We start from the raw sequence: 24,270 nt of genomic DNA, 5'->3' as shown, positions 1-24,270 counted from the left end.
GCAAACTCATATGCTCACGGTCACTGGACGGGTAAAAAGCGATGGCGCGCATCGGTTGCAGATCGAGCGGGTCGAGAAAGGTCATCTCGTGATAACCGACGCTCCAGACAGGGTGCCGCCCCGGCGCGGCCTGCACTGAATTCAGGCTGCCCAGCAGGCAAATCAGCAACATTGCACAAAGATGCCTCATGAATGCCCCACCCTGTCGGACCACATCGTCGGATGTGCTGAAACTGCATAACCCGGGCCAGATTATGTAACAGCCAGAAACAAAAAACTCCGTAATCAGCCCTTGCGGAATCAGAATACAGAGTTTTTTGGGGATTGCCTGAACAGACGCTGTTCTTTACGCAAGCCTTACGCGGCGGCGAACAGTTGCTCGCTGATCTTCGCTTGCGCAGCGCTCATGGCGTTGTTGCGCACTTCTTCGCCATAGGCCAGACCTTCAGCGCGGACGATTTCGATATCGGTGATGCCGAGGAAGCCCAGTACCAGCTTCAGATACTCTTCGTGAGCGATGCCGCTGGCCTGACCGGCATGGATGCCACCAGAGGTCGACACAATCACCACTTTCTTGCCGCCGCACAGGCCTTCAGGGCCGGCTTCGGTGTAGCGGAACGTCTGGCCGGCGACGGCGACGCGGTCGATCCACGCTTTGAGCTGGGTTGGAACGGTGAAGTTGTACATCGGCGCGGCAATCACCACGGCGTCGGCAGCGATGAATTCGGCCAGGGTCGAAGCGCTCAGCTCGGCTTCGTGCTGTTGCGCAGCGTCGCGCAGTTCGGCGGTGGTGCCGGCGGCAACCAGCGTGGTCGACGAGAAGTGGCTGATCGCATCGGCGGCCAGGTCGCGGTAGGTGACCACGGCGCTCGGCTCGGCGGCTTGCCAGGCGTCGACGACTTGACGGCTCAACTGACGGGAAGCCGAGTTGTCGCCGAGAATGCTCGAATCGATGTGCAACAGTTTCATGTGGGTTCTCCTGAAAGAATCGCCGGCGGCGACGGAATGGAGACAATCCTACGCAACAAACCAATAGCTGATTAGTCGCCGACAATGCGATAGTTCGTCCCATTGATAGAACGACTGGAAACGCGCATGCAGGACCTCAACGATCTCTACTATTTCGCCAAAGTGGTCGAAGCCGGCGGTTTTGCCGCCGCCGGGCGTTTGCTCGGTATTCCCAAGTCACGGCTTTCGAGAAGAATTGCCGAGCTGGAAGAGCGCCTCGGTGCACGTCTGCTGCAACGCACCACTCGCCAACTGAGCCTCACTGCCGTGGGCGAACGCTATTTGCGCCACTGTCAGGCGATGCTGCTGGAAGCAGAAATGGCTGACGAGGCCGTGGCGAGCATGTCCAGCGAGCCTCGCGGACGCTTGCGGGTGTCGTGCCCGACCGGGCTTGCCCATGAAATGCTGCCGACGGTGATCAGCGATTTTCTCGGCAAGTTTCCTCAGGTGCAGCTGGAGGTCGTCCTGCTCAACCGCCGGGTCGATCTGGTCACCGAAGGCATCGATGTCGCCTTGCGTGTGCGCGATCACGGCGATGAAGACCCGTTGCTGGTCACCCGCCGCTTGCGGCAGGCGCAAGCAGTGGTGATCGCCAGCCCGGCGTTCATGCAAGGCAAGACCATCACTCATCCGCAGGACCTGAAAAACCTGCCGGTACTCGGCGCGCTGGAGGCCGACCGCATGGTTCACGTCCGTCTGCTCGATCAGCAAGGCAAGAGCGTCGATCTGAGCATGGAAGCGCGGCTGGGCATTGATGACTTCGTGGTGCGCAAGGCCTGCGTGCTCGCCGGTCAGGGCTTTACCGTGCTGCCGATGATGTTCTGCGAAACCGAATTGCGTAACGGCACACTGGTGCAAGTGCTGCCGCAATGGTCATTGCCTGGCGGCTGGCTGCAAGCGGTCTATCCGCACCGGCGCGGGGTAATGCCAGCGGTGCGTGCATGGATTGATCACCTGGTCGAATCGTTCAATGCCTGCGGGGACAGATTTCTATGAAACAGGGAAGAATGAGCGAAGCCGAAGTTGCGGCGTTTTGCCTGGCCCTGCCCGGCGCGCGGGAAGATTACAAATGGGGCGGCGTGCGGGTGTTCTCGATTGCCGGCAACAAGATGTTTGCGTTGCAGGGATTACGTGGGGATTCGCTGGCGTTCAAGGTCGACAAGGATCTGTTTCTCGGCCATTGCGACCGCCCGGGGATTCATCCGGCGCCGTATCTGGCGCGGGCGCAGTGGATCATCATGCACCCGCCCTACCCGCTGGGTGCCGAGGAATTACAGGGTTTGTTGCAGCGATCGCATCAACTGGTGGTGGGCAAGTTGCCTAAGAAAACCCAAATCGGCCTGCTTTTGTAAGCACGCAAATCCTGTGGGAGCGAGCCTGCTCGCGAAGGCGGTTTGTCAGGCGACTCATCAGCGAGGATTGATCGTTCCCACGCTCTGCGTGGGAATGCAGCCGGGGACGCTCTGCGTCCCAAAAGATCGCAGCCTTCGGCAGCTCCTACAGGGGTAAGTGTGTTCTTTAGATCAAAGACAACAGGTTGGAACCGAGGAAAATCTGGTCAATCCAGAACACCTGATGCAGCAACACGATCGCCCAGAACAGAATCTGAAACGACACCTTGCGCGTTTTGTGCCGAAACACCTGCTGCGCAATCAACGCTCCCGGCCAGCCGCCCGCCAGTTCGACCGCATGCAGGATATTTTCCGGGGTGCGCCAGGCGTCGGCGCGGGCTTTGCGTTTGTCGGCCCAGTACAGAAAGAACGCCAGCACACTGACAATCCCGTACGCCGACAGCGGCACCCGCGAGATGCCGCTGAGCCACATCGACAGCGAGCCGAACAGCGGCAGCGCGCAGACGATCAGCAACACCACAAGCTTCAATTTCAGATGCTGAACGCGGCCGCCTGTAGGTCGTCCCTCAGGGCGGCGCGTGCGCGGATCATTCATGCCTTCGCTGCCGACCAATCCACCCAGCCGAACTGCCAGGTGGCCAGAATGAACAGGCCGAACGCAATCCGGTACCAGGCAAAGGCTGCGTAGCTGTGGCTGCCAATGAACTTGAGCAGGCCGCGTACAGCAATCATGGCGAAGATGAACGCCGTGACAAAACCAATGGCGAATACCGGGAAATCCGCCGGTACGAACAGGTCGCGGTATTTGTAACCGGAATACACCGCCGCACCGACCATGGTTGGCATGGCGAGGAAGAACGAGAACTCGGTGGCGGTCTTGCGTGACAGGCCGAACAGCAACCCGCCAATAATTGTCGAGCCGGAACGCGAGGTGCCGGGAATCATCGCCAGGCATTGCGCGAAGCCGATTTTCAGCGCGTCGGTCCAGCGAATCTCGTCGACGGTTTCGGCGTGGACTTCATGCTGGCGCTGTTCGGCCCACAACATGATGATCCCGCCGATGACCAGCGCCGCCGCCACGGTGATCGGGTTGAACAGATATTCGTGGATCAGATCGGCAAAAATTACGCCGAGCACTACGGCCGGCAGGAAGGCGATCAGCAGGTTGGCGGTGAAACGCCGTGCGCTCGGCTGGGTCGGCAGGCCGATCACCACGTCGAGGATCTTGCGCCGAAACTCCCAGACCACCGCGAGGATCGCGCCGAGCTGAATGATGATGTTGAACGCCATGGCCCGCTCGCCGCCGAAGTTCAGCAAGTCGGCGACGATGATCTGGTGTCCGGTGCTCGAAATGGGCAAAAACTCCGTCAGCCCTTCTACAACTCCTAGAATCAGTGCCTGCAAGGCGGTCCAAAGATCCATCAATCCCCCAAAGAGCGATGCACGCGGGCATGCCCCGATAGTATTTTTTCGTTCACTGCGTCCAGCGTAGCCGGTAAAAGCTGTAGCGATTGCGCGCGCACAGGATCCACACGAAACGGTAAAAATTCCGTGAAATATCAAAACCGGATTCAGGTTTTCGCGCGCGGGGCCGAAATCCTAACAGACAAGCCTTAATAGCGCTCCCCGCGTTAGGCGGCTCAAGTCGCGCGATCGCGAGCCCACAGCTGTGGCTGGATGCTGGCGATCGTTTATTACAGGAACAAGAATCCGGAGTGACAGCGTTATGAACAGCTTGCGCAGTGTGTCGATCAGCCGACGCTTGTGGCTCATCTTGATCGTGGCGGTGGTCATGTTGCTGACCTTGGGCGTGCTGATGCTCAAGCAGATCCATGACGACCTCTACCACGCCAAGGCGCAGAAAACCCAGCACGTGGTGCAGACCGCCAGTGGCCTGCTCACCTATTACCAAGGTCTTGAGACCGCTGGCACCCTGACCAGGGATGCCGCGCAAAAGCAGGCGCTGACCGCGATCCGTGGCCTGCGCTACGACCAGAGCGACTACTTCTGGATCAACGACCTCACGCCCGTGATGGTCATGCACCCGACCAACCCCAAACTCGAAGGCCAGAACCTTTCGGCGATCCGCGACCCGGACGGCTTTGCGGTGTTCAGCGAAATGGTCGCCATCGCCAAGGCAAAAGGCGCGGGCATGGTCAATTATCGCTGGCCGAAGCCGGGAGCGACTGATCCCGTTGCCAAGACCTCTTATGTGAAGCTGTTTGAGCCGTGGGGCTGGGTGATCGGCTCCGGCGTGTATGTCGACGATGTGCAAGCCGAATTCCAGGGGCAGATGATCAAGGCGTCGGCCATCGGCCTGGCGATTGCGCTGATCATGGCGCTGCTGGTGATTCTGATCGCACGCAGCATCGTCCGTCCGTTGCAGGAAACCGTGAATGCGATGGCCAACATCGCCAGTGGCGAAAGCGACCTGACCCGCAGCCTCGATACCCATGGCAAGGATGAAGTCACCGAACTGGCCCATCACTTCAATGCCTTCACCGCCAAGCTGCGCCGAGTGATTGGTGATCTGCAGGTCTCGGCCAGCGCTTTGGGCCAGTCTTCCAGCGAGCTGGGTAACGATGCCTCGCAGGCGCAGCAGCGCAGCCAGCAGCAGTCGCAGCAGATGGAACTGGTGGCCACAGCGATCAACGAAGTCACCTACGGCGTGCAGGACGTGGCGAAAAACGCCGAACACGCCGCCGCAGAAATGCGCGATGCCGAAGCGCAGGCGCAACAGGGGCAGATCAATATTGACGGCAGCCTGCAACAGATCGACAAGCTCTCGGGCACGATCGATCAGGCGGTGGAAGTGATCCGCACCCTGGCGGCGGAGAGTACGCAGATTGGCAGCGTGCTGGAGGTGATTCGTTCGATTGCCGAACAGACCAACCTGCTGGCCTTGAACGCGGCGATTGAAGCGGCGCGTGCGGGTGAACAGGGTCGCGGGTTCGCCGTAGTCGCCGATGAGGTGCGCTTGCTGGCCCAGCGTACGCAGAAATCGACGGCGGAGATTCAGTCGATGATCGAGCGTTTGCAGAATCATTCGGAGGCTGCGGTGAAGGTGATCGGCGACAGCAGCAAGGCCTCGCAACTGACCATTGAACAGGCGGGACTGGCCGGGGCGAGCCTTAATGCGATTGGCCAGGCGTTACGTAATCTCAACGGTCTCAATGCGTCGATTGCCAGCGCTACGCTGCAACAGGCGCAGGTGGTTGAGGACATCAACCAGAACGTCACCCAGGCGGCCGGGCTTTCCCATAGCACCGCGTTGGCGGCTGAGCAGTCCAGTGCAGCCAGCCTGCGGCTTGGGCAACTGAGCGAACAGCTCAACGGGTTGCTGCGCCAGTTCCGGGTCTGACCGGTCACCGAGGTGAGCCCCCCCTCACCCCAGCCCTCTCCCCGAGGAGAGGGAGCAGATCACTGCGCTTTTCATGATCTGCGTTCGACGCGTTATTCCAGGTCAGCGTACCTCGACCAAACAACGCGGTCAGTTCCCTCTCCCCTCCGGGAGAGGGTTAGGGTGAGGGGCTTTTGATCGCAGATCACTGGGCTTTTCATGATCTGCGTTCGACGCGTTATTCCAGGTCGGCGTACCTCGACCAAACAACGCGATCAGTTCCCTCTCCCCTCCGGGAGAGGGTTAGGGTGAGGGGCTTTTGACCTGACTAATGCAGTACAATCCGCCCCCTTCTCAACTCCCCCAAGGATCACTCATGTCCGGGCTTGAACTGTTTGCCGCTGCCCTCGGTGTCATCGCCGTGTGGCTGACGGTCAAGCAGAATCCGTGGTGCTGGCCGATCGGGCTGGTCATGGTGTTGCTCTACAGCTGGATCTTCTTTGAGGTGAAGCTGTATTCGGACATGTTGCTGCAAGTGATCTATGCCGCGCTGCAAATCTACGGCTGGTGGCAATGGACCCGCGCCGGGACGATGCATGACGGTCGCCAGGTTACCCGCCTCGATGCACGCTCGATTCTGCTAGGCCTCAGCGTCGGGGCGATCGGCAGCCTGTCGCTGGGCGCGGCGATGGCGCACTGGACCGACGCCGCACAGCCGTGGCTCGATGCCGCGCTCACCGGCTTCAGTCTGGTCGCGCAACTGTGGATGGCGCAAAAACGTCTGCAATGCTGGGCGCTGTGGTTCGTCCTCGATGTGATCTTTGTCGGCCTGTTCATCTACAAAGGCCTGTACCTGACCGCCGCCCTGTACGCGCTGTTTACCCTGCTCGCCGTGCAAGGCTGGCGGGAATGGCGTGCCGATCCGGCGTTGCGCACATGAAAGTCGTCGTTCTGACCGGCCCGGAATCCACCGGCAAGAGCTGGCTGGCGGCAGGGCTGGAGCAGCGTTTCGGCGGCGTGCGTGTGGATGAATATGTTCGTCGGTTCATCGAAGACAACCCACGCGACACTTGCCTTGCGGATATCCCTGATATCGCCCAGGGCCAGTTGCAATGGGAAGATCAGGCGCGCGCGAAACAGCCCCCACTGCTGATTCTCGACACCCACCTGCTCAGCAACATCCTCTGGAGCCAGACTTTGTTTGGCGCCTGCCCGGACTGGCTGGAAACCGAGTTACTGGCGCGCCATTACGACCTGCACCTGCTGTTGTCCCCACAACAGATCGACTGGACCGAAGACGGCCAGCGCTGCCAACCGGATCTTGCGGATCGCATGGCGTTCTACGAAGCCACCCGCGTTTGGTTGATCCAGCACCAACAGCCGCTGCAAATGATCGAAGGCAATTGGGCCGAGCGCCAGACGCAAGCCTTTGCGGCGGTCGAGCGTTTGCTGTCCAGATAAGCCGCCCGGCGGCTTTTAACGCAAAACTGTCCGTTTTTGAAACACTCCCGACCGCGCAAAGGCCCCGCCCAAGCGTCATTCATCATTGCGTCACGTGATCTGTTACGCCGATGAAACACCTCGGCGCAAACCCTTGTTCCAGAGCTTTCCGGCGCCCATTGCCCCGCAAGCGATCCGCCCTGTGTCTCAGCGCTGAAACAGTGCCCGCAACAGGGAATTTCCCAAAGCATGTAAGCCGTTGAAATAAAAAGATAATTCAAAACCGGCACAGCTTTCGCTCTCTCCTTCACAACGCTGAATAACCCAGCCCACTGAAGAAGGAATTGCAGCCGTGGGGAATTTCAATAAAGGCCTGACCTGCCTCCTGCTGATCGGATCAGCCGCCAGCGCTTTGATCAGCGTCAGCGCCCAGGCTGAAGGCAACGGCGTGATCGTCCTCAACCGCGACGTTCAACCCGTCGCGATCGGGCGCAATGGCGGCAAAGACCCCTATCCGACCACGGTCAACGCCAACCCTTCGGCGCGGATCAACCAGACCCTCAGCAGTACCGAACTCACTGACGGTGATTTCGCCAGTGTCGCCAGCGGCTCATCGATTCGCGGCAACATGACCACGCCCAGTTCCAACCTGCCCGGCATGAACACCCTGACCAATCAGAACGGCCTGCCCGGCATGCGTACTGGCAGCGGCGGTGGTTCTGGCGCCTCGATCTCCAACACGGTCAACCGGGCGATGAGTACCGGGCTGGCGCCTCTGACTCGCATGGCCGGAGGCCAATGACATGAATCGCACCCTGCTGCTTCTTGCCCTGCTCGGCTGCACCAGCGCCATGGCCGATTCGGCTTCAGTCAACAAGGCAAACATTCAGGATTCCGGCGCTCAGTATCGCGGCAACTTCAATGTCAACCAGGCTGCCGGTGACCAGATGCAACAAGCCAACACCAAGGCGATTGCCATCGGCACCGAAGCCCATGCCACCACCAGCGTCAGGCAAACCATCGACACGCCCGCCAGCCGCGCCATCGACGCGAGCGCCAACATCGGCGGCAACTCTTTCAGCAATGGCAACGGCATCCTCGGTGTTAACCAGGGCGCCGGTGCCAACAACCAAATGGCCAACGTTACGCGCGTCAGCATCAGTGCCGGCCCGCAGAGCGTTGACGACAGCGCCCTTTCACAACAGAACGTGGCGTTTATACCGAGCTCAGGAGCAACTGGTACCTCAATCGGCAGTCGCCAGGTCACGACCAGTGATCAGGCCTTCACCGGCAGCCGCGGGGTAATCCAGGTGAACCAGAGTGCCGGGGTGGGGAACCGCATGGCTAACACCCTGAGCATCCGGGTCGCAGACTGACCCAAACAAAAAGCAGTGCAATTAGAAAAGTCCCAACACTTAACCAACTAATAAGCACGACGGAGAAACAACCATGAAACCTACAATGGCTCTCAAACCACTGGTTTTCGCACTCGCAGCAGTGATGGCAATGGCAGCACAGGCTGGCGGCCGTGGTGACAACGACGGTCATGGTAACGGGCACGGCAATGGTCACGGCCAGCCACAAGGTCCGAATCTTGAACAACTGCTGCAGATCACCGCAGGCGCCGGCGCCGCTGTACTTGACGCACAAAACAGCGACGGCAACGTGGTGAAAAACCAGGGCACCCTGAACAACGCCAATGCCAGCGACTCGCTCAACGGCTCCAACGGCAACATGGGTGCCAACGTGGCGGGCGGCGACGGCAACCAGCAGGACAACGCTGCTGCGCTGGCTACCGCTGACGAAAGCTTCATCTTCGGCAATGCTGTTGCCGCCTCGAGCGCGACTCAGGTGAACAACAACAACTACGTGAAAAACTCTTCCACCTTCAACAACGCCAACCTCACCAATACTGGCAACAACGGTTCCGGCAACATCGGCATCAACGTGACCGCCGGCAACTTCAACCAACAGAAAAACAACCTCGCCATCGCCGTTTCCGGTGGTCGTGTAGCGCAGGCTGCCGCCTCTGCCAACCAGTCCTCGACTGGCCTGGTCGTGGAAAACAAAGGCGTGCAGGCTTACAAAACCGACACCCTTACCGGTACTTATGCAGCCGCTGGCGTGTTCAAAGCCAAAGGCACTGCGACCATCGAAGACGACAACGACCATGGTGGTTGGGGTAACCGTGGCGGCGGCCATGGCGGCAACGATGATCAGAAAGCCAAGTTCGAAGCCGTGGGTACTTTTGGCCTCGCTGGCGTCACCACCCAACAAGTGTTGACCAAAGATGGCTGGAAAACTCCTGTCGTCAACAACGCCAACATGACCAACTCGATGAACAACTTCTCCGGCAACGGCGGAGCCAACGTCTCGGCGGGTGTGGGCAACCAACAAAGCAACTCGCTGTCCATCGCCGCAGGTTGCAAAGCCTGCATGTAATCGCGATCGAAACGAAAGCCCCGGCAACGGGGCTTTTCCTCGGTTCCACAAGGCGTATTCGATCATGCGGACTCCTGCCCTCCTCGCTCTGCTTTGTCTGTGCGGCCTGACTCAGGCGGCACAGATGCCCGTCGCTGCCCTGCCGGGTGGCGTGCTGGTCTACAAGGATGTGCAAAGCATTCGTGAGCGCAAGTTTGCCGACATCGTCGAACAGAAAACCGACTTCAGCTGCGGCGCTGCTGCACTGGCGACGGTCCTGCGCCAGGCCTATTGGCTCGACGTCGATGAGGAGCACATCATCAAAGGCATGCTGGTCAACGCTGACCAGGACCTGGTGCGAACCCAGGGTTTCTCCATGCTCGACATGAAGCGCTACGTAGAAAGCATCGGCATGCGCGCCCGTGGCTACCGGATCCCGCCCGAGAAACTCGAAGCGGTGACCATTCCGGTGGTGGTTCTGATGGACATTCGTGGTTACAAGCATTTCGTCGTCCTGCAGCGTTCGGACAAGGATTGGGTCTACATCGGTGACCCGGTTCTCGGCCACAAGCGCTACAAGCACGACGACTTTGTCAAAGGTTGGAACGGCATTGTCTTTGCCATCGTCGGCCCCGGTTACGACAAGGCCAACGCCTTGCGCAGCCCTCCGGTGCCGCTGACGGCGAAGAACTCGCTGGACAGTTTCAACCCGGTCAAAGATGCGGAATTGATGGATTTCGGGTTCATTCAGAGCGACTTCTTTTAATCGCCGAGTTAGAGAATGGGACTGGATGTCCCGGGAGCAGCAGATGAAAAGCTCATACTGGCTGGCCGCCGCCTGCCTGGCAGCGAGTGCGTCAGGTTTAGCCCATGCCGGATTCAAACCCATCGAAATCAAGGACCAGGAGCTCGCCGAGCTGCGCGGTCGGTACGTCATGCCGGGGCGGATCATCAGCTTCGGCATTGTCATGAGCAGCACCTGGCGCAACGCCAGCGGCGACTTGATCGGGGCCGCGACCTCGATGCAGATCCAGGCCGCAACCGTCAAACCGGAATTCTACGTCTCGACCATCAAGGAGTCGGGCAACGGCAGCGCCCTCACCGCAGGCACCGGCAGCGTAATCGGTGGCGCCGGCCTCAACAGCAGCCAGGGTGTGACGCAAAGCGTACGCGCCGCCGGCGATGGCAACACCGCCAACAACAACGTCGCGATCAAAGTCAGCGAAGCCAGTCAGGCGCCGGCACTGGTGCCATCGCAAGGCCAGGCCCTTATCGCCGGACAAACCATTACTGGCAGCAACGGCGCCGGCAGTGTCGCGGTTTCAGCCAATGGCGGTGGCGTGCAAATGGCCATTCAGGCCAGCGGCAATCAGGGCACCGCGCTGCAACAAGTCGCCCAGGGCGGGCTGCTGCAGAACACCCGATTGCTGGGCAGCGCCAACGTGGTCAACAACCTTACGCAACTCAACGTCGTACTGAACAATAACGGCAGAAGCGCCGGTGCACTGGATTGCAACCTGACCCAACTCGGCGCCCTACGCAATATCGGATATTGAACTACGCTGAGTCTCGATCATTGGGCTTAAAGGGACGGCTTATTCATGTATCGATCAGTATCACTGCGTGCCGCAGTGTGTTTGAGTACCCTTCTCCCGGCGGCAATGCTGCAAGCAGCACCCGACGCCGATGTAGAAGCCCTGAAACGGGAACTTCTGGAACTGAGACAACGATACGAACAACAACAACAAGCGCTGGCGGTACTTGAACAACGGGTCCGCCAGGTAGAAGAAACACCCGCTGCCCCACCGCCAAAACGGCTGGCGAAATCGCCGTCTGACATGAAAGGCAATCGCGTCGCCGCCGGAGCCGCCACAGGCACCGGTGCGGCCGCTGCATCGGGAGGCGCCGCCGGGGGCAGTGGCGCTTCCTACGGTCAATCGCTGGCCGATGATTCACAACCGGCGCAGAGCGTTTCCAACCTGTATGACGAAGCCAGCGGTTTCTTTGGCGGCGGCAAGTTCAGCGTGGAAACCGGCCTGACCTATTCACGCTACGACACCCGTCAGTTGATCCTGAACGGGTTCCTCGCGCTGGATTCGATCTTTTTGGGCAACATCAACCTCGACCGGATCAAGGCCGACACCTGGACCCTGGACCTCACCGGCCGCTACAACTTCGATAACCGCTGGCAGTTCGACCTGAACGTGCCGGTGATCTATCGCGAGTCGACGTATCAATCCGGTGGCGGCAACGAGGGCGCGGCTGGCGTAACAACAGAAGAAACCGTCACCAAGGATCCAACCATCGGCGACGTCAACTTCGGTATCGCCTACAAGTTCCTCGACGAATCGGTCAACACCCCGGACGCCGTCGTCACCTTGCGCGTCAAGGCGCCGACCGGCAAAGACCCGTTCGGCATCAAACTGCGCCAGACCGACGCCAACTCCAACCTGTTCGTCCCCGACACCCTGCCCACCGGCAACGGCGTCTGGTCGATCACGCCGGGTATCTCGCTGGTCAAGACGTTTGACCCGGCGGTGCTGTTCGGCAGCCTTTCCTACACCCACAACCTCGAGGAGTCGTTCGACGACATCAGCTCTACGGTCAATCAGAAAAACCCGGGCAAAGTGCGCATCGGCGACAGCTTCCAGATCGGTGCCGGTATCGCCTTCGCGCTCAACGAGAAGATGAGTATGTCGTTCTCGGTCTCCGACCTGGTGCAACGCAAAAGCAAGCTGAAACAGGACGGCGGCGACTGGGAATCGGTGGTGTCCAGTGATGCCAACGCCGGTTACTTCAACGTCGGCATGACCATTGCGGCCACCGACAACCTTACGATCGTGCCGAACTTGTCGATCGGTATGACCGATGATGCGCCGGACTTCTCGTTCAGCCTGAAATTCCCGTATTACTTCTAAAAGCAAAAGATCGCAGCCTTCGGCAGTCCCTACATTGTTCCGTGTAGGCGCTGCCGAAGGCTGCGATCCTTTGATCTGTCGGCTTTTCGCTGCTGGTGCAACTAGCGACCACTTATCGGAAATACGTCCGCACCTGTCAGATCTGACAGGTGCGCCCTACCGCTGAATCCGCTTACATGACTCCAGCGCCTCGCACCTTGCAACAGGCCGTAATGGAGCATCGACATGAACCAGACACCGGATGAAAACCGCATTCTCGCTCTGAATCCACCCTTTGTTTTGAAACAGGCCGTTTTGAAGGATGGGGGCTACGACGGTGGCATTTCGCTCGAGACCGTCGAAAATGATTTGCTGATCATCGTAGATCCGTGGGTAGGGATGGCGATGTATGACAACTGTAAAATGTATTTTGATGGCGTCGAAGTTGGGACAATTCCGGTCGATGAAAGCAACTTGAATAAGCGGCTCGAATTCAAAGTCCCCAAGGGTCAAGTCACCAATGGCGAAGCACTGATCGTTTACACCGTACAGCGCTTGGGTCAGGACCCGGTCAGCTCCGAGCCGGTACGGCGTATGTGGGTCCAACTCACACAACCAGGTGGCACCGATAGCGACAGCGAAGAAGGCAACTCCGGCCTGATCTATACGCTTAGCCCGGATCCGTCCAATGGCGTGAATGAGGATTTGGCCCGGCGGGGAATCCGCATGAACATCGTACCCTATGAGAACATCGCCATCTTCGACACCATTCGGTGCCGTTGGGGTGATCAGGTGGTGACGTACTACCCGGTCACCAGAGAGCAGATCGACGATCCGGTCAACCATCCGATCTTCGCTACCTTCACCGAGGACGTCATCAGGGCGCAAGGCAACGGCAACAATATCGAAGTGAGCTATCAGGTCGTCGACCGGGTGGGTAATCTGCCGGATCCGAAGGCGCGGTGGGCGAAAATCACTTACGTCTCGGTGGATCTGAACAATCGCTTGCCGGCGCCGACGATCTGGGTCAACGGCCAGAACGTCACCACCATCGACCTGAAGGTACTGGGCACGAGCGACGCCGCTGCCCGGGTTTACTTCACAGGCCCCGACTACCAGGCTGGTGACAAGGTCGTCCTGACCTGGGCCGGCACGACGTCTGGAGGACAGCCCGTGACCGTCGGCCCGCTGGAAAAAACTGTCGACAGCGTGCCCGGCCATCACGACTTCCCGATCCCGAACGACAAGATCACAGCGATCGTCAACGGTTCGGCCAAGGTCGGCTTTCAGCTGCTGCGCGCCGGCGCACCTGCGCGCCCCTCCAATGACATTGTGATCGCGGTCACCGGCGAAGCCAGTCAGTTGAAACCGCCAACGGTTGTGCAGGCGCCCGATTACAGGCTGAACCCGAATCTGCATCAAAGCGGATTTACCGTGGTGTTTGACACTTCGACGTTTGGCGCCAATCACGAAGTGCAACTGGAAATCGCCGGCGGACCCGGCGCCGGCTCAGTGCCTCCCCAGCACAAGCCGGTGGCGGGACAGTCGAAAGTGCAATTCGATATCGATTCTTCTATCACCGGGGCAAATCTGCAGCGCAGTGTGGAATTGAAATACAACTTGATCGTCAATGGCCAGCCGACGCCTGTGCAGAGTGTGACGTTGGTGATTGGCGAGTTGCTGCAATCGAGCATGCCTATGCCGAAACTTGAGGGTTTTGATGGTGAGGTGCTGGATGTTGGATTGATCAAGGATGATACGAAGGTTTTGTGTAGTGCCTGGCCGTTTCAGCGGGCGGGATTACCGATCTGGTTAAGGTATGTGGAGACGTTCACGAGTGGTGGAGAGCGCGTCAGGGAGCAGTTTGTCGGGGCGGCGCATGATCAGGGAGGGGGGCTTGATTATTTGGCTGAGGTGGAGTGGTTGCGCGGGTGTAAGGCTGATTCGAAGTTGGCTGTTGTATTGAAGGTGGGATTGCATTCGGGGGCGGTTGAGGGTGAGGCGGTGGCGTGTCGGGTGAGGAATTATGGGGTCAAGGCTGGGTTGGATGATTTGACTACGTTTGAGGGGTATGACTGGAATCATTGGGTAAACAAGGGGAGTAAAAGCATCTATCACTCCAAGATTTCTTATTCTTCGGATGAATACTATTTGGAGTCTCTACCAAGTTCAACTCCGCACGATACAACTTTGTTGATCTGTAAATCTTTTCAAGGTATTGAGGCAGGAGACTTCGTCGAGTTCAGCTTTGAATATAGAAGCTTAGGCATTACAAAATTTTCATTTGAACAAAACTATAAGTTCGAACTCCTTCCGAATGGAGTTCCATCTCAATTATGGCAGAAAAAAAGCGTGACATTTAATGTTGCAGAATATCCAACGCCGAGCACGCTAGTGCTGGTATTCACCGCAGGATCTATCCCGCAGCCAACCCACCTTAGGAAGGTTAGATTAAGAGCGATGTACAACTTAACTTCTATGTCAGCCGCAAAAAAATAACGTTACCAGGCCAAACTTTCTTCCGAAAGCATTGGCAATTACATCAACGTTTACCCTCATCTAATCTGATGCTTATGCAACAACCGATAAAAAGTAGGCCGCGAAACGCCGAGGACTTTCGCGGCCACACTCAAATTATCACTGTGCCGGTTCAACACATCACACAACGCCTGCCGTTCCGCCCGCGTCTTATAATCCTCCAGCGTGCCCATCGGCGTTGCGATCGAATGCTGGCTGATCAATCCCAAATCCCGCGCCTCGATTTGCCTCCCCTCCGCCAACACCAACCCACGCCTGACCCGGTTAGCCAGCTCGCGCACATTGCCCGGCCAGTCGTGCTTGCCCATGGCAATCAGCGCATCTTCGCTGAAGCTTCTTGGCCGGCGCCCGGTTTCATGGCTGTAGAAGTGCGAAAAGTGGTTGGCCAGCATCGACAGATCGCCATGACGTTCACGCAACGGCGCTGTGACCACTTGCAGGACGTTGAGCCGGTAATAAAGGTCTTCACGAAAGCGCTTCTTCTCGATTGCTGCTTCCAGGTCAACGTGGGTTGCGGCCAACACGCGTACATCGACCGGTATCGGCTGACTGCCCCCTACCCGTTCAATATGCTTTTCCTGCAGAAAGCGCAGGAGATTGGCCTGCAATTCCAGCGGCAGGTCGCCGATTTCGTCGAGGAACAACGTGCCGCCATTGGCCGCTTCGATGCGTCCGACCTTGCGCTGGTGTGCGCCGGTGAACGCGCCTTTTTCGTGGCCAAACAATTCGGACTGAATCAAATGCTCTGGTATCGCCCCGCAGTTGATAGCTACAAACGGTTTGTTGTGGCGCTGGGATTGGCGGTGCAAGGTGCGCGCGACGAGTTCCTTGCCGGTGCCGCTTTCGCCGCGAATCAGCACGGGCGATTCGGTCGGGGCCAGTTTGCTCAGCAGTTTGCGCAGTTCGCGGATCGGCTTGCTGTCGCCGAGCAGTTCGTGCTCCGGCTGATCGACATGAATCGTACCCTGCCCGCGCAGGCGTGCCATGCCGAAGGCGCGGCCGAGGGTGACCTGTACGCGGGAAACGTCGAAGGGCAAGGTGTGGAAATCGAAAAACCATTCACAAACGAAATCGCCGACGTTCTGCAAGCGCAGGACTTCCTGATTGAGCACAGCGATCCATTCGGTGCCGCTACGGCTGATCAGTTCTTTCACGGCTTCGGGTCGTTCCAGGTGAAACGGCTGCAAACGCAGCAGGCCGACATCGCAGGCCCGGGATGCGGCGTTTTCCAGATTACAACTGTCGACATCCCAGCCTACGGCGCGCAATCCGGGCAACAGGCGATAACAGTCGTCGCAGGGATCGACCACCAGTAAACGTCTCGATGCAGGCGCTTCGCTCATGACTGTTCCTTGGCGCCAAATTTGATAAATGATCGTAAAAACAGTCATTTGGCAGACCCGGTTGTAACACTAGCAAGATTTTGACGGGGGCTTGTACCGATTGCTTATAGGCTGGGTATTAAAAGAGTTATAAGAAAGTTGGTTGTTAGTTAGCTATCGACTATTTGCGGTGAATCAAAGAGCTGCCCCTCACCCTAGCCCTCTCCCGAGGGAGAGGGCTAGGGTGAGGTATACGCGAGGTCAGCCGATCTGAAAGACCGAGCCGAACTCCAGTTTGAAAAGCCCACAACTCGGCTCCCTCTCCTCGGGGAGTGGCTGGGGTGAGGGGTGAATTCAGCGCGGTGTTCGGACATGTGCAGGATTAACGAAACGAACTTACGTTATGTAAAGAATCTGAAATTTCTTTGTTTCACTTGTGACCCGCCCCCCGGTTGCGTGCATCAGTACAAGTAACCCGCCGCACGGTAAGCCCAACCGACGGCACATCATTTGATTGGGCGCCAATAGAGAGAAGACCCCATGACTGCCCCGCTGCGTATCAACGAAGCTCTTTTGATTGCCAACCACGCGTTCAAGCCTTTTCAATGCGTGGCCTGGGCGCCGCAAGACGGCAATGGCGAACTGAGCCTGACCGTCGTCGACCGCACCAACTCCCACATCGGTCGCAAACAGATCCCGAGCAGCGCCTACTCTGACCCGGCGCAACTCGAACAACTGCTGCAGCAGGCCCGCGCCGAGCTGAGCGAAGACGGCCACAAGTTGCAATCCTGGTCGATGCCACACTGATAACCGAACTAGGGCGGATGACGTTAAAGTCATCCGCCCTAGTTGTATGCGTAGTCGAACAATCAACGTAGTTGCAGTGCCGTTTCATCGAAAGTACTTGGCTCGCTTGCGAGTGGTTCAACAAGACACTGTTCTGGCACAGTGCGACCGTCCTTCTGTTAGTTCCCCCAGTTGAACTTCTCGCGGTTCAGGGATTGAATGTTTCGCTCGTGCAGTCAGCCTCCCAACCACTGGGTATCGGCTCAGGCACAAGGAGACGCGTGCATGTCCACCCTGAGCCCTTACGCGCTGCCTACTGCATGGACCGCCCCCGGTTCGCTCGACCCGACATTCGCCATTGGCGGTGTTGCGCAGGTGTACTTTGCCGGCAGTTTGTCCAGCCAGACCCAACATGTCGAGCTTGATGCACAGGGCCGGATTCTGGTGGCCGCCAAGGTCGGTACGGCCAAGGGAAGTCGGTTCGGCTTGGCGCGGCTGCTGGCCGATGGGTCGGCGGATTTGTCGTTCGGCTTTCAGGGCAGCGTGATCGGCAGTTTCGTCGAGGGTTTCGAAGCCAAGGCCGGCAAGGTTCAGGTGTTAGCCGACGGCAAGATTCTGCTGGCCGGCCTGCATTATGAAGACACCCAACGCACCCTGCCCGCCCTCGCCCTGTTCGATGCCAACGGCCAGCCAGACCGATTCTTCGGCGATGACGGTTTCCAGGTGGTGCGGCTGCCCGGCGAGCTGTCCATGGGCACCCGCGACAACTGGTTGCCGCCGGGCGTGCCGGGCGTCGAAGCCTGTGACTTTGTGGTGCAGGAAGACGGCCGTATTCTGCTGATCGCCAACCATCATTTCAGCCTTGCCGACCACGCCGGCATATTGATCCGCCTGCAACCCGATGGATTTCTCGACGAATCATTCAACGGACGCGGATTTGTAGTGGTCCGCCACCTGCTGCTCAATACCTGGCTGAGCACGCTGTTGTTGAAGGAGGATGGGCGCATCGTCGTCGCAGGTTCCATCGACTTTCCTCAGCAAGGCCTGCTGGCGGTGTATCGGCCCGATGGCAGCCTGGACGAGCGCTTCGCCGTCGATGGCTTCATGGCCTTCAAGGCTCACGGCAACAGCGCTCAGGTCAGCCAGATTATTGAGTCCGACGACAGGCTTTATTGCTTCGGCAGCAGCCGCGATCCAATCCGCTGTTTGACGTTTGTCCTGCACGCCAACGGTCGACCGGACCTGCACTGTCATCATGGCCAGCCACAGGTGTTGGACATCGGCCCCAGCGGATGCCAATGGAACGCCGCCCAGCAAATGAGCGACGGCCGCATCGTCGCCGTGGGCGCGACCATCGGCGGAGTCGAAGCTGACTTCATGGTGGCGCGCTATCAACTCGATGGCAGCCTTGATCCAGCGTTCGGTGAGGGCCATGGCTGGTTGCGCACGCGACTGGGGCGAAGTCTCGATACCGCCAATTCACTGACCGTACATACTGACGGGGCGATTGTGGTAGGTGGCTATTCGCTGGATGGCAACTACCGGGCAATGGTTGCGCGTTATCTGAATCCATAGAGCATTCAACAGCCGACATGAGGATCGAGGTTATCGGCGACTTGATCTTCCCTGAAACATCCGGCAACTTTCGCGCTTCTAAATAAAAGGAGCAGCCGATGTCCGGTTCAATCGCCCAGGCGTTCGCGCACAACTTCCTCGGGCAATCGCCACGCTGGTACAAGGCGACCATCGTCGGTTTTCTCATTCTCAACGCCGTGGTGCTGTTCACCGTCGGGCCGGTCGCCGCAGGCTGGTTGCTGGTGATCGAATTCATCTTCACCCTGGCCATGGCCCTCAAGTGTTATCCGTTGATGCCTGGCGGCCTGCTGTTGATTGAGGCGTTGCTGTTGAAGATGACCACGCCGCAAGCGCTTTACGATGAATTGCTGCACAACTTTCCGGTGATCCTGCTGCTGATGTTCATGGTCGCTGGCATCTACTTCATGAAAGATCTGCTGCTATTTCTCTTCTCGCGCCTGCTGTTGGGCGTGCGTTCGAAAGCCATTCTGGCGCTGATGTTCTGCTTCTTGTCGGCATTTCTTTCGGCATTTCTTGATGCGTTGACCGTGACGGCGGTGATCATCAGTGCGGCTGTCGGCTTCTACTCGGTGTATCACCGGGTCGCGTCGGGCAATGATCCGCGCAAGGACAGTGAATTCGCTGACGATGAGCATTTACCGTCGCGACACCATGAGGACTTGAATCAATTCCGCGCTTTCCTGCGCAGCCTGTTGATGCATGGCGCAGTGGGAACAGCGCTCGGCGGGGTTTGCACGTTGGTGGGTGAGCCACAGAACCTGTTGATCGGCCATGAAATGGGCTGGCATTTCGGCGAGTTCTTCCAGAAGGTAGCCCCGGTGTCGCTGCCGGTACTGGTGGCGGGTCTGGTTACTTGCGTGCTGCTGGAGAAGCTGCGCTGGTTCGGATACGGCACGCTGCTGCCGGACAACGTCCGCACTGTGTTGGCCAACTACGCTGCCGAGGACAACGCCAAACGCACGCCTCGTCAGACGGCGGCGCTGCTGGTGCAAGGGGCGGCGGCACTGATTCTGATTGGTTGCCTGGCGTTTCACCTGGCTGAAGTCGGCCTGATCGGATTGATGGTGATCGTATTGATCACCGCGTTTACCGGGATCACCGACGAGCATCGCCTGGGCAGCGCGTTCAAGGACGCCATGCCGTTTACCGCGCTGCTGGTGGTGTTTTTTGCCGTGGTGGCGGTCATTCACGATCAGCATCTGTTCGTCCCACTGATCGAGTGGGTGTTGGCGCTGCCGATGGATCAACAGCCGGGCATGTTGTTCATCGCCAACGGCTTGCTCTCGGCGATCAGCGACAACGTATTCGTTGCGACCATTTACATTACCGAAGTGAAACAGGCTTTTCTCGCCGGGCACATGACTCGCGAGCACTTCGAGACATTGGCGATTGCGATCAATACCGGCACCAACCTGCCGAGCGTGGCGACCCCTAATGGTCAGGCAGCGTTTCTGTTCCTGCTGACCTCGGCGATTGCACCGCTGGTGCGGTTGTCATACGGGCGCATGGTGTGGATGGCGGTGCCGTATACCGTGGTGATGGGACTGCTGGGCTGGTATGCGGTGAGCTATTGGCTCTAAGCAACACTGAATAAACCTGTGGGTTACCGGGGTTTGCACGCGCCGCGAAAACCTGTGGGAGCGAGCCTGCTCGCGAAGAGGTCGTGTCAGGCAACGAATCTGTTGAATGACACACCGCCTTCGCGAGCAGGCTCGCTCCCACATTGGTTTTGGTGTTGGGTCAGTGCGTGAGGATGTATTTCTCGATCGCCAGGACCACGCCGTCTTCAGTGTTTGGCGCTGTAACGACATCAGCCTGGTGCTTCACCGCCTCTTCCGCCTGGCCCATGGCAATCGAAAAGCCAGCGCATTTGAACATCGCCGGGTCGTTGCCGCCGTCGCCGATGACAGCGGTTTGCTCCAGCGGCACGCCGAGGTATTCGGCGATGGTCGTCAATGCCGTGCCTTTGTTGGCCTCAAGCGCCGTAACGTCGAGATACACCGGCTGCGAGCGCGACACTTGCGCCATGCCGTTGACCTTGGGCAGGAGCTGCGCCTCCAGCTCAATCAGCAACTCAGTGTTGTTGCTGGTAGCGACGATCTTGTCGATGCGCTCCAGATACGGTTCAAAACTCTCGACCACCACCGGCGGATAGCCGAGGCCACTCTGTTCACGTGGGACCATCGGCCCGTGCGGGTCCTTGAGCAGCCAGTCGCCGCCGCTGAACACCCAGATTTCCACCTCCGGTTGATCGGCAAACAGTGCCAGTGCGATCAGCGCTGTGGTCGCCGGCAAATAATGCGCAGCCAACAAAGTGCCGTCCGCTTTGACGATGGTGCCGCCATTGAACGCCGCTGTCGGCAGATCAACGCCTAGCGCCTCGATCTGCTGCAACATGGCTTTCGGCGGGCGGCCGCTGGCGAGGCTGAACAGCACGCCGGCATCGCGCAGCGAGCGCACGGCTTCGATGGTACGTTGGTTCAGCGTGTGATCCGGCAGCAACAGCGTGCCGTCCATGTCGCTGAGCAGAAAACGTATGGGTTGTTTCGGCAAATCACTCATCCCAGGCCATGCCAGACGCGACCATCGCGAGTCAGGAGATCTTCGGCTGCTTGCGGGCCATCTTCGCCAGCCGCATACGTCTCGACGCTCGCATCCTGCTGCCAGGCATCAAGGAAAGGCTGCACGGCTCGCCAACCGTTCTCGATGTTGTCGGCACGCTGGAACAGCGTCTGATCACCGGTCAGGCAGTCGTAGATCAAGGTTTCGTAGCCGGTGGAAGGCTGCATCTCGAAGAAGTCCTTGTAGGCAAAGCCCAACTCGATGTTCGCCATATTCAGCGCCGGCCCGGGCCGCTTGGCCAGCAAGTCGAACCACATGCCTTCGTTTGGCTGGATCTGGATGCGCAGATAAGTCGGCTGCAACTCGTCGACTTCGGTGTCGCGGAACTGTGCGTACGGCGCCGGTTTGAAGCAGATGACGATTTCGGTGTCGCGCACGCTCATGCGCTTGCCGGTGCGCAGATAGAACGGCACGCCGACCCAGCGCCAGTTGTCGATCATCACCTTGAGCGCCACGTAGGTTTCCGTGGTGCTGTCGGGCGACACGTTGGCTTCTTCGCGATAACCCTTCAATGGCTGGCCATCGCGCTCGCCGGCGCTGTACTGGCCGCGCACCGAGTTGGCCCGGGCCTCCTCTGTCGACCAGGGACGAATCGCCCCGACCACTTTGGCCTTCTCGCCACGCACCGCGTCAGCGCCGAAAGCAGCCGGCGGTTCCATGGCCACCATGGCCAACAGCTGGAACAGGTGATTGGGCACCATGTCGCGCAGTGCGCCGGTGTGTTCGTAAAAGCTGCCACGGGTTTCCACACCGACAGTTTCCGCCGCAGTGATCTGCACGTGGTCGATGTAATGATTGTTCCAGAACGCTTCGAACAGGCTGTTGGAGAACCGGCTGACCAGGATGTTCTGCACGGTTTCCTTGCCCAGGTAATGGTCGATGCGGTAGATCTGCTTCTCGCTCATGACCTTGAGCAGGCACGCGTTCAAGGCTTCGGCGGTGTGCAGATCGGAGCCGAACGGCTTCTCGATCACCACTCTTCTGAACGCTTCGGGGGTTTCTTCCAGCAAACCGGCGCTGCCGAGGCGGCGCACCACTTCACTGAAAAAACGTGGCGCGGTGGCCAGGTAGAAGACCGCATTGCCGGTGCCGCTGTCGGCGATTTTCGCCGCCAGGGCTGAATAGGTGCTGTCGTCGAGGAAGTCGCCCTGGACGTAGCTGATGCCTTTGGCGAGCTTGGCCCACAAGACCGGATCAAGCATCTGATCGCCCTTGCCGACCTTCGCCGCCACTTCGGTACGGATGAAGTCTTCGAGCTTCTGCGCAAAGGCTTCATCGGTAATGGCGTTGTGATCAACGCCGACGATCCGCAGGTTTTCGTCGAGCAGACCGTCGCGACTGAGGTTGTACAGCGCCGGCATGAGCAGGCGCTTGACCAGGTCGCCGTGGGCACCGAACAGGAATAGCGTGGTCGGTGGTGCGGGTTCTGCCTTGGATTTTCTGCGGATCGTATGGGTCATTTTTTCGCGGTCTCCACGTGGCCGCCGAAGCCGAAGCGTTGTGCCGACAGGATCTTGTCACCGAAGGTGCCCTGCCCGCGCGAGCGGTAACGGGAGAACAGCGAGTTGGAAAGCACCGGTACTGGCACTGCTTGCTCCATGGCCGCTTCGATGGTCCATTGGCCTTCGCCGCTGTCAGCCACGGAACCGGAGAAACCGTCGAGCTTCGGATCGCTGGCCAGTGCGTCGGCAGTCAGGTCAAGCAACCACGACGACACCACGCTGCCACGACGCCAGACTTCAGCGATATCGGCCACGTTCAGATCAAATCGCTGATCTTCCGGCAAGCGTTCGCTGGATTTGGTCTTGAGAATATCGAAGCCCTCGGCGAACGCGGCCATCATGCCGTACTCGATGCCGTTGTGAATCATCTTCACGAAGTGCCCGGCGCCGGCGGGACCGGCGTGGATGTAGCCATGCTCGGCGCGGTGGTCATCGGACTTGCGATCCTTGGTGCGCGGAATGTCGCCCATGCCCGGCGCCAGTGCGGCGAACAGCGGATCGAGACGCTGCACGGTTTCGGCATCGCCACCGATCATCATGCAATAACCGCGTTCCAGGCCCCAGACGCCGCCGGAGGTGCCGACGTCGATGTAGTGCAGGCCCTTGTCGTTCAGCGTTTTGGCCCGGCGAATGTCGTCCTTATAGTTGGTGTTGCCGCCGTCGATGATGGTATCGCCGGGTTCGAGCAGTTCGCTCAGGGTGTTGATGGTGTCTTCGGTCGGCGCGCCAGCCGGCAGCATGACCCAGACAGCACGCGGCTTGTCGAGGCCGGCAACCAGTGCTGGCAAGTCGGCGACGCCGGTGGAGCCCTCGGCGACCAGGTTATCGATGAAAGCGGTATTGCGGTCGTAAACAACGGTGGTGTGCCCGTTGAGCATCAGACGTCGCGCAATATTGCCGCCCATGCGGCCCAGTCCAATAATCCCGAGTTGCATGTGCTGATGCTCCTTACTACAAATAAATGTGTGTCATTGGTTATAGCCCAACGCGACTGATGGAGGTTAGTCCAGAGCGTTGCGATGAAGTTTCCGGGCATTGTGCCCGATCCAGAGTGATAACGCCCCGAATCCTGCCGAAGACACACCGACCATGAAAAATAAAAAAGTTCCCTTCCAGGGCAAAAGAAATCAAAATTGGCGCCGATAGTAAGTCAAGCGCCTCAAAACGAGGAGTGACTTACAGTTGATGCACGCCATTTGCGAGGTGAGCAATGGGCACAGTACATACAGCAATGCCGCCACAAACCCTCTACGTTACGATCCGTCGCGATGAATTGCGCCAGTTGAAAGACGAGCGCGACCAGTTGAAGCACGAATTGGCGCAATTGCGCGCATTGACCCAGGGCTCGCAGCCGCAACCGCGTCCGGTTGTGCAGCGCGCACCCCACGCCTGATCCCCGCCTGCTTCGGGAACGGCCCTCGTCGTTCCCGACACGTTGCACCTCTG

23 protein-coding genes and 1 pseudogene are annotated in these 24,270 nt (G+C 58.9%); 16 read left to right on the top strand and 8 right to left on the bottom strand.

Annotation, left to right across the window (positions count from 1 at the left end; genetic code table 11):
* Nucleotides 1-190: pseudogene (locus AB4O45_RS26800) on the bottom strand (dienelactone hydrolase); the annotation flags it as partial.
* A gap of 167 nt (nucleotides 191-357) precedes the next feature.
* Nucleotides 358-969 carry an FMN-dependent NADH-azoreductase gene (locus tag AB4O45_RS26795; RefSeq protein ID WP_016774691.1) on the bottom strand — a complete coding sequence of 204 codons (612 nt, stop codon included), beginning with the start codon at nucleotides 967-969 and terminating at the stop codon, nucleotides 358-360.
* Between the two features lie 126 nt (nucleotides 970-1,095).
* On the opposite strand from AB4O45_RS26795, the gene AB4O45_RS26790 reads away from it, so the two are divergent.
* Nucleotides 1,096-2,004 carry a LysR substrate-binding domain-containing protein gene (locus tag AB4O45_RS26790; RefSeq protein WP_056785936.1) on the top strand — a complete coding sequence of 303 codons (909 nt, stop codon included), beginning with the start codon at nucleotides 1,096-1,098 and terminating at the stop codon, nucleotides 2,002-2,004.
* Complete coding sequence (locus AB4O45_RS26785) at nucleotides 2,001-2,360, top strand: MmcQ/YjbR family DNA-binding protein (protein WP_323621317.1); 360 nt, start codon at nucleotides 2,001-2,003, stop codon at nucleotides 2,358-2,360. The genes AB4O45_RS26790 and AB4O45_RS26785 overlap by 4 nt, the downstream gene beginning before the upstream one ends.
* A 166-nt stretch (nucleotides 2,361-2,526) precedes the next feature.
* Here AB4O45_RS26785 and AB4O45_RS26780 read toward each other — a convergent pair whose 3' ends face one another.
* Both AB4O45_RS26780 and AB4O45_RS26775 read right to left on the bottom strand, forming a co-directional pair.
* On the bottom strand, nucleotides 2,527-2,955 hold the full coding sequence (locus AB4O45_RS26780) for a DUF1294 domain-containing protein (RefSeq protein ID WP_460160882.1): 429 nt from the start codon (nucleotides 2,953-2,955) through the stop codon (nucleotides 2,527-2,529).
* Nucleotides 2,952-3,782, bottom strand: coding sequence for an undecaprenyl-diphosphate phosphatase (locus tag AB4O45_RS26775; RefSeq protein ID WP_016774688.1), 831 nt, complete (start codon nucleotides 3,780-3,782; stop codon nucleotides 2,952-2,954). The genes AB4O45_RS26780 and AB4O45_RS26775 overlap by 4 nt, the downstream gene beginning before the upstream one ends.
* 304 nt (nucleotides 3,783-4,086) lie before the next feature.
* Here AB4O45_RS26775 and AB4O45_RS26770 point away from each other — a divergent pair, with 304 nt between their 5' ends.
* The 10 genes from AB4O45_RS26770 (at nucleotide 4,087) to AB4O45_RS26725 (ending at nucleotide 14,957) form a co-directional block, all read left to right on the top strand.
* Complete coding sequence (locus AB4O45_RS26770) at nucleotides 4,087-5,721, top strand: methyl-accepting chemotaxis protein (protein ID WP_460160881.1); 1,635 nt, start codon at nucleotides 4,087-4,089, stop codon at nucleotides 5,719-5,721.
* A 355-nt stretch (nucleotides 5,722-6,076) separates the two neighbouring features.
* The gene (gene pnuC, locus AB4O45_RS26765) at nucleotides 6,077-6,640 is read left to right on the top strand and encodes a nicotinamide riboside transporter PnuC (protein ID WP_133337845.1); all 564 of its coding nucleotides are present in this window, start codon (nucleotides 6,077-6,079) and stop codon (nucleotides 6,638-6,640) included.
* Nucleotides 6,637-7,161 carry an AAA family ATPase gene (locus AB4O45_RS26760; protein ID WP_150635354.1) on the top strand — a complete coding sequence of 175 codons (525 nt, stop codon included), beginning with the start codon at nucleotides 6,637-6,639 and terminating at the stop codon, nucleotides 7,159-7,161. The genes pnuC and AB4O45_RS26760 overlap by 4 nt, the downstream gene beginning before the upstream one ends.
* Before the next feature lie 331 nt (nucleotides 7,162-7,492).
* Nucleotides 7,493-7,942, top strand: a complete 450-nt coding sequence (locus AB4O45_RS26755) for a hypothetical protein (protein WP_056785923.1) — start codon at nucleotides 7,493-7,495, stop codon at nucleotides 7,940-7,942.
* Nucleotide 7,943: 1 nt separating this feature from the next.
* A complete protein-coding gene (locus AB4O45_RS26750; RefSeq protein WP_095179986.1) occupies nucleotides 7,944-8,516 on the top strand; it encodes an adhesin in 573 nt (190 codons plus the stop codon).
* A gap of 73 nt (nucleotides 8,517-8,589) precedes the next feature.
* Entirely contained in the window at nucleotides 8,590-9,582 is a 993-nt protein-coding gene (locus AB4O45_RS26745) for a heme utilization protein (protein WP_252869514.1), read from the top strand.
* 64 nt (nucleotides 9,583-9,646) lie between these two features.
* Nucleotides 9,647-10,327: a C39 family peptidase gene (locus AB4O45_RS26740; RefSeq protein ID WP_024012915.1), complete on the top strand. Its 681-nt coding sequence runs from the start codon at nucleotides 9,647-9,649 to the stop codon at nucleotides 10,325-10,327.
* Nucleotides 10,328-10,370: 43 nt separating this feature from the next.
* Nucleotides 10,371-11,117 carry a hypothetical protein gene (locus AB4O45_RS26735; RefSeq protein ID WP_460160880.1) on the top strand — a complete coding sequence of 249 codons (747 nt, stop codon included), beginning with the start codon at nucleotides 10,371-10,373 and terminating at the stop codon, nucleotides 11,115-11,117.
* A 45-nt stretch (nucleotides 11,118-11,162) separates the two neighbouring features.
* On the top strand, nucleotides 11,163-12,479 hold the full coding sequence (locus AB4O45_RS26730) for a hypothetical protein (protein ID WP_056785917.1): 1,317 nt from the start codon (nucleotides 11,163-11,165) through the stop codon (nucleotides 12,477-12,479).
* Between the two features lie 225 nt (nucleotides 12,480-12,704).
* Nucleotides 12,705-14,957: a hypothetical protein gene (locus tag AB4O45_RS26725; protein WP_460160879.1), complete on the top strand. Its 2,253-nt coding sequence runs from the start codon at nucleotides 12,705-12,707 to the stop codon at nucleotides 14,955-14,957.
* Between the two features lie 56 nt (nucleotides 14,958-15,013).
* On the opposite strand, the gene AB4O45_RS26720 is transcribed toward AB4O45_RS26725, so the two are convergent.
* Complete coding sequence (locus AB4O45_RS26720) at nucleotides 15,014-16,339, bottom strand: sigma-54 dependent transcriptional regulator (RefSeq protein WP_076563015.1); 1,326 nt, start codon at nucleotides 16,337-16,339, stop codon at nucleotides 15,014-15,016.
* A 519-nt stretch (nucleotides 16,340-16,858) separates the two neighbouring features.
* Between AB4O45_RS26720 and AB4O45_RS26715 the strand changes: the two genes are divergently transcribed.
* The 3 genes from AB4O45_RS26715 to nhaB all read left to right on the top strand — a co-directional run bounded on the left by AB4O45_RS26715 (nucleotide 16,859) and on the right by nhaB (nucleotide 20,280).
* Nucleotides 16,859-17,125 (top strand): hypothetical protein, encoded by a 267-nt coding sequence (locus tag AB4O45_RS26715; RefSeq protein ID WP_016774677.1) that lies wholly within the window; start codon nucleotides 16,859-16,861, stop codon nucleotides 17,123-17,125.
* 264 nt (nucleotides 17,126-17,389) lie between these two features.
* Nucleotides 17,390-18,679: an NHL repeat-containing protein gene (locus AB4O45_RS26710; RefSeq protein ID WP_236168851.1), complete on the top strand. Its 1,290-nt coding sequence runs from the start codon at nucleotides 17,390-17,392 to the stop codon at nucleotides 18,677-18,679.
* Nucleotides 18,680-18,777: 98 nt separating this feature from the next.
* Complete coding sequence (gene nhaB, locus AB4O45_RS26705; protein ID WP_150742102.1) at nucleotides 18,778-20,280, top strand: sodium/proton antiporter NhaB; 1,503 nt, start codon at nucleotides 18,778-18,780, stop codon at nucleotides 20,278-20,280.
* 160 nt (nucleotides 20,281-20,440) lie between these two features.
* On the opposite strand, the gene AB4O45_RS26700 is transcribed toward nhaB, so the two are convergent.
* From AB4O45_RS26700 to gnd, 3 genes are read right to left on the bottom strand one after another with little or no spacing between them, the layout of a single operon-like run.
* The gene (locus tag AB4O45_RS26700; protein WP_375123689.1) at nucleotides 20,441-21,262 is read right to left on the bottom strand and encodes an HAD family hydrolase; all 822 of its coding nucleotides are present in this window, start codon (nucleotides 21,260-21,262) and stop codon (nucleotides 20,441-20,443) included.
* Nucleotides 21,259-22,782 carry a glucose-6-phosphate dehydrogenase gene (gene zwf / locus AB4O45_RS26695; protein WP_252886011.1) on the bottom strand — a complete coding sequence of 508 codons (1,524 nt, stop codon included), beginning with the start codon at nucleotides 22,780-22,782 and terminating at the stop codon, nucleotides 21,259-21,261. The genes AB4O45_RS26700 and zwf overlap by 4 nt, the downstream gene beginning before the upstream one ends.
* Nucleotides 22,779-23,759, bottom strand: coding sequence for a phosphogluconate dehydrogenase (NAD(+)-dependent, decarboxylating) (gnd, locus tag AB4O45_RS26690; RefSeq protein ID WP_095179978.1), 981 nt, complete (start codon nucleotides 23,757-23,759; stop codon nucleotides 22,779-22,781). Before gnd ends, zwf begins: the two co-directional genes overlap by 4 nt.
* Nucleotides 23,760-24,034: 275 nt before the next feature.
* Here gnd and AB4O45_RS26685 point away from each other — a divergent pair, with 275 nt between their 5' ends.
* A complete protein-coding gene (locus AB4O45_RS26685; protein ID WP_016774671.1) occupies nucleotides 24,035-24,217 on the top strand; it encodes a DUF6026 family protein in 183 nt (60 codons plus the stop codon).
* Nucleotides 24,218-24,270: the final 53 nt, after the last annotated feature.

This window comes from Pseudomonas sp. S2_B10 (assembly GCF_054668425.1).
This window is presented reverse-complemented; position numbering and strand designations above follow the sequence as displayed.